This is a genomic window from Bradyrhizobium sp. 132 (assembly GCF_023074185.1).
Taxonomy (GTDB): domain Bacteria; phylum Pseudomonadota; class Alphaproteobacteria; order Rhizobiales; family Xanthobacteraceae; genus Bradyrhizobium.
The window spans coordinates 1-4278 of record NZ_JADPKY010000140.1; the positions used below are offsets into that span (position 1 = coordinate 1).

At 67.1% G+C, this 4278-nt stretch carries 2 protein-coding genes and 1 pseudogene; 2 read left to right on the plus strand and 1 reads right to left on the minus strand.

Annotated elements, in window-relative coordinates:
* Window positions 1-110 precede the first annotated feature (110 nt).
* Window positions 111-1136, plus strand: coding sequence for a CoA transferase (locus IVA74_RS31010; RefSeq protein WP_247350613.1), 1026 nt, complete (start codon window positions 111-113; stop codon window positions 1134-1136).
* Window positions 1133-2518 carry an amidohydrolase family protein gene (locus IVA74_RS31015; RefSeq protein WP_247350615.1) on the plus strand — a complete coding sequence of 462 codons (1386 nt, stop codon included), beginning with the start codon at window positions 1133-1135 and terminating at the stop codon, window positions 2516-2518. The genes IVA74_RS31010 and IVA74_RS31015 overlap by 4 nt, the downstream gene beginning before the upstream one ends.
* A 464-nt stretch (window positions 2519-2982) precedes the next feature.
* Here IVA74_RS31015 and IVA74_RS31020 read toward each other — a convergent pair.
* A pseudogene (locus IVA74_RS31020) lies at window positions 2983-4278 on the minus strand (IS5 family transposase); the annotation flags it as partial.

Here is a 4278-nt window from a genome sequence, read left to right on the forward strand (position 1 = left end):
GCAGCGATCCCCCGCCGCATCGGCCGCGAGCGCGCCTGCTTCCTGGCAATCTCCGGCGCCGAACTCAAGCTTGCGACGGCCCTCGCTTGGGGCCTTGTGGACGAGCCCGCATGAGTCCGATCGCCCTCGCACTTGATCGGCTCTCCACCGAGATCGCAACGCTTTCTGGCCGGCTCGGACGTCGCGTGGCTATTCCGGAGTTGGGTGTCACCGATCGGGCACGCCTGCCGCGGCTCAAGGAGCCGGGCCTCGTCTCCCCAAATGGCGCATGCCGGCTGGTCCGCGTCACCGATGGTTGGATCGCGGTGAATCTGGCGCGCGAGGAGGACCGGGAGCTGGTCCCTGCCTGGCTTGGTTGCGACTTCGACGTCGATCCCTGGGCCGCGATCGACATCCACGCGCCGGGAAAGGCATGGCGCGCCCTAATCGCAGATGCGGAGACGCTCGGGCTGCCTGCGGCGGGTCTCGGCGAGGTCGTGCACAATATCCTGGAGGCGCCGAGCCCGCGGATGTCCGCGGGCCGCGCCTTTCCGGACCGCCAGCTCCGGGTGGTTGACCTCTCTGCGCTCTGGGCCGGCCCACTTTGCGGCGCCGTGTTGGCCGCTGCCGGCTGCGCCGTCATCAAGGTCGAAAGCACGCGGCGGCTCGATCCCACCCGCGCCTCGACACCGGAGCTCTTCAGGAGGCTCAATGCTGCGAAGTCGGAAATGCCGCTCGACCTGGCAACGAACGATGGCCGCGCTAGGCTAAAGGACGCAATCCTCGGCGCCGATGCGGTGATCACCAGCGCCCGGCCCCGGGGGCTGGCTTCGCTGGGCCTCTCTTGCGACGAGGTCTTCGCCGCTCGCCCCGGCCTCGTCTGGGTCGCGATCAGCGGCTATGGCTGGACCGGGGTTCAGGCCAACCGAGTCGCTTTCGGCGATGACGCCGCAGCCGCGGGCGGGCTGGTGAGATGGACGGCTTCCGGCGCACCGCGGTTCCTGGGCGATGCACTCGCCGATCCCGTCACCGGCCTCGCGGCGGCGGCCGGCGCGCTCAAAGCAATCATGGACGGTGGGGGCGTCCTGGTGGACGCCGCGCTTGCTGATTCAGCTGCTGGCGCGGCTGTAGTATGCGGTTTCAGGAGTGCCGCGTGATTCTCCGCAACGTGGAAGTCGAGGGCCTCACCGGCCTCGACGTTCGCCTCGCAGCTGGTCGCGTCGCCGAAATAGGGCCTCGCTTGGCTAAATTCGGCGATGATCTGGACGGTCGCGGCGGCGCCCTGATCCCCGGTCTCGCGGACCATCACATCCATATCTTCGGCCTCGCGGCCCAGGCGGCCTCGGTCGACCTGAGCGGCATTGCGTCACCAGCCGACTTCCGGGCGAGGATCGAGGCGGCCGCGGCGGAGCGCCCCCCCGGCGCCTGGGTGCGCGCTATCGGCTACCACGAGACGTTAGCCGGCGAACTGTCCCGCGAAATCCTCGATACGCTTGCCCCACGTCACCGCCTGCGGGTGCAGCATCAGACCGGCTCGCTCTGGATGCTAAATAGCGCTGGCCTCGCAGCGGTAGGTGAGGGCGGTCTACCGGAGGTCCTCGAGCGCGATGCGGCTGGTCGACCAACGGGACGCGTCTGGCGCGGCGATGCCTGGCTGCGCGAACGCATCGGGGCCGAGCCGCCGCCGCTCGCGAATATCGGGTCACGGCTGGCAAGCTACGGAGTCACGGCGCTCACGGATGCTAGCATCACCACTGACCAGGCCGCTGCCGGCCGGCTCGCCGAAGCCCATCGAACGGGTGAGCTGCCACAAGCGCTCACGGTCATGAGTGGCGGCGCCCTCGAAGCCCCGCCGGACAGAGCCTTCAGGGTCGGCGCGGTGAAGATGCTGCTCGATGAACACGAACTGCCGCCCATTGAGGAGTTTGCGGCCCGCATCGGGCGCGCCCGCGCGTGGCGACGCGCCGTCGCCGTCCACTGCGTGACAGCCGCCGAGCTGGCGGTGGCGCTTGCTGCGCTCGAGACCGCCGGCGCGCGACCCGGCGATCGCATCGAACATGGCGGTGTCATCCCGCAGGCCACGATCGGGCTGCTCAAGGCCGCCGGCGTTACGGTTGTGACCCAATCCAGCTTCATCCACGATCGCGGCGATCGCTACCTGACGCAGGTCCCGGCCGCCGAACTTAAGGACCTCTACCGGTGCGCGAGCCTCATCCGCGCAGGTGTGCCCGTGGCGGGAAGCTCGGATGCACCCTATGCCTCGCCCGATCCTTGGGCGGGGATCGCTGCGGCTATCGAGCGCCGGACACGGGGCGGGAAGAGCCTCGGCCCGGAGGAGCGCATTGCACCCGACGTTGCATTGAACCTTTATCTCGGCCGATCAGAGGCGCCCGGCGGACCACCCCGGCAGTTGAGGGTCGGCATGACGGCGGATCTTTGCCTGCTGAAGGCGCCACTGGCGGACGCACTTGCGACGCCGGGCGCCGAGCTGGTGCGCTGCGCTCTGATCGGGGGCGAGATCGCGTGGCTGAGCCCCTAAAGCGTGATGGCAGGAGGTTGATAGCCTGAATGCGCATTCGTCCGCTGAGTGCGTGTCCGATTGCGGCGCAGACCGCCTCGACAGTTTGCGCGGCAGGTTTACGGAGCAGATGGTTGAGCTTGGCAAAGACGTGCGATCGTGTTCAGGTAGGGCAAGTATTTTGGTGGGAAGAATAGCGGGGCTCCGACGGAGCGCGTGAGTTGTCGAACTGCTTTGCACTGCCGAGCTTATCGTAGACGACGCCACCGCCGGGGCGAGGGGCCGGGCAGAAGGACATTCTCGACATGGCGAGAAACCTCACGCCATCGATCGGCCCTTCCGTGAACCATGGCGTATCGATCCGGTCATGGCGCAGGCCCGCCCGAAATGTCATCGTCTTCCTGCGGCTGTGGGGAATCTTGTCGTGAAGTCGGCGTCGCGCGGCGCCTATTCGCGCAAGGGTGCCATATCTAGTTAGTCGTCCGTTAAGAAGCCGGATTGAGCTGAGTTGGAGAGGCGAGCGTTCGCCATAGCAACTCCAGGAATTGGCGCAAGAGTTCTCTGAGCCAGGCGAGGATGCGGCGGAAGTTGTGGCCGACGGCTGAGAGGACGACGTTGGCGGCGTCGCCGGCGCGGCCTTTGAGATAACAGCGGCCGAGGTGGCCTTCGGCTTTCATGTGCCCGATGATGGGCTCGATGGCGGAGCGGCGTCGCAGCTCGCGCTTGATGCTGCCGAAGACGCCGCGCTTCTGGCCGGAGATGAAGACGCGCCGGGGGCTTTCTGCGTCGTGGCCGGGGTATCCCTTATCGACATAGGCCCGCTCGATCGGACGGCCGGTGAGGGTCTCGGTGCGGTCGATGACATCCCGCAAGGTGTGACCGTCGTAGGGGTTGTCGGGCAGCGACCTGGCATGCAGCACGAACAGGCCGCCGGGAGCACGGCGATTGTTGGTGACGATGGAAGCCTTCACGCCGAACTCGTAGGGGGTTGAGGCCTTGCCCTTGCCGATGCAGTCGACCTCCGGGGCATGGAAGGAATAGAGCTTCCAGCCGCGCTGGCGCTGCTGCTGTGAGCGGATCTGGCTGGCGCGGCCAAGCGGGAGGGCGAATGCCTCCTCCAGCGCCGGCTGGCCCTCGATCTTGCGACGGATGTCGCGGATGATCCGGCCCAGCCGGCTGCGCAGGAGGCGCAACTACCGCTGATGCCGTCTGAACTGTTTGGCATGGGCGTAGCGGCCCGCCATCATCGCTGCGGCCTTGCCAGGCGACAATAGGATTGCCGCAGTCTGACCCCGTGCCTCCTCGCCAGGCGGTTCAGCCCCCGGATCGCCGCATGCAAGAGCTTGGCATCGGTCGGAAAGCTGATGGCCTTCGGCTGCACCGTGGTGTCGATCGTGACCCGCTTGAGGTCCTGGCTGCGCAACGCACCGGCCTCGTGCGCCACCCGCAGGCTCTCGGCCAGCAGCAGTTCCAGCTTGTCGCCGAGCCGCTTGCGCCAATGGCTCAGGTCCGAACGCTCGTGGGGGAAGACGTGCTGGAAGAACTCTTCGCCGGTGAAGAACTGGAAATAGGGGTCGTGGACCCAGCGCTCGCACACGCCCTCATCGGACAGCCCGTAAATGTGCTTGAGCAACAGCAGCCCGATCATGAAGCGGGTCTCGATCCCAGGCCGGCCGTTCTCGCTGTAGAGCGGTGCGATCTCGCCGTCGATCCAGTCCCAATCGATCCTGCCGGCAAGCAGAACCAGCTCGTGCTTCATGTTGATAATCTGGTCCACCCGC

Bases quoted from the DNA above. Each gene is read 5' to 3' on its own strand.
- IVA74_RS31010 (WP_247350613.1), top strand. From the start codon at position 111: ATGAGTCCGATCGCCCTCGCACTTGATCGGCTCTCCACCGAGATCGCA.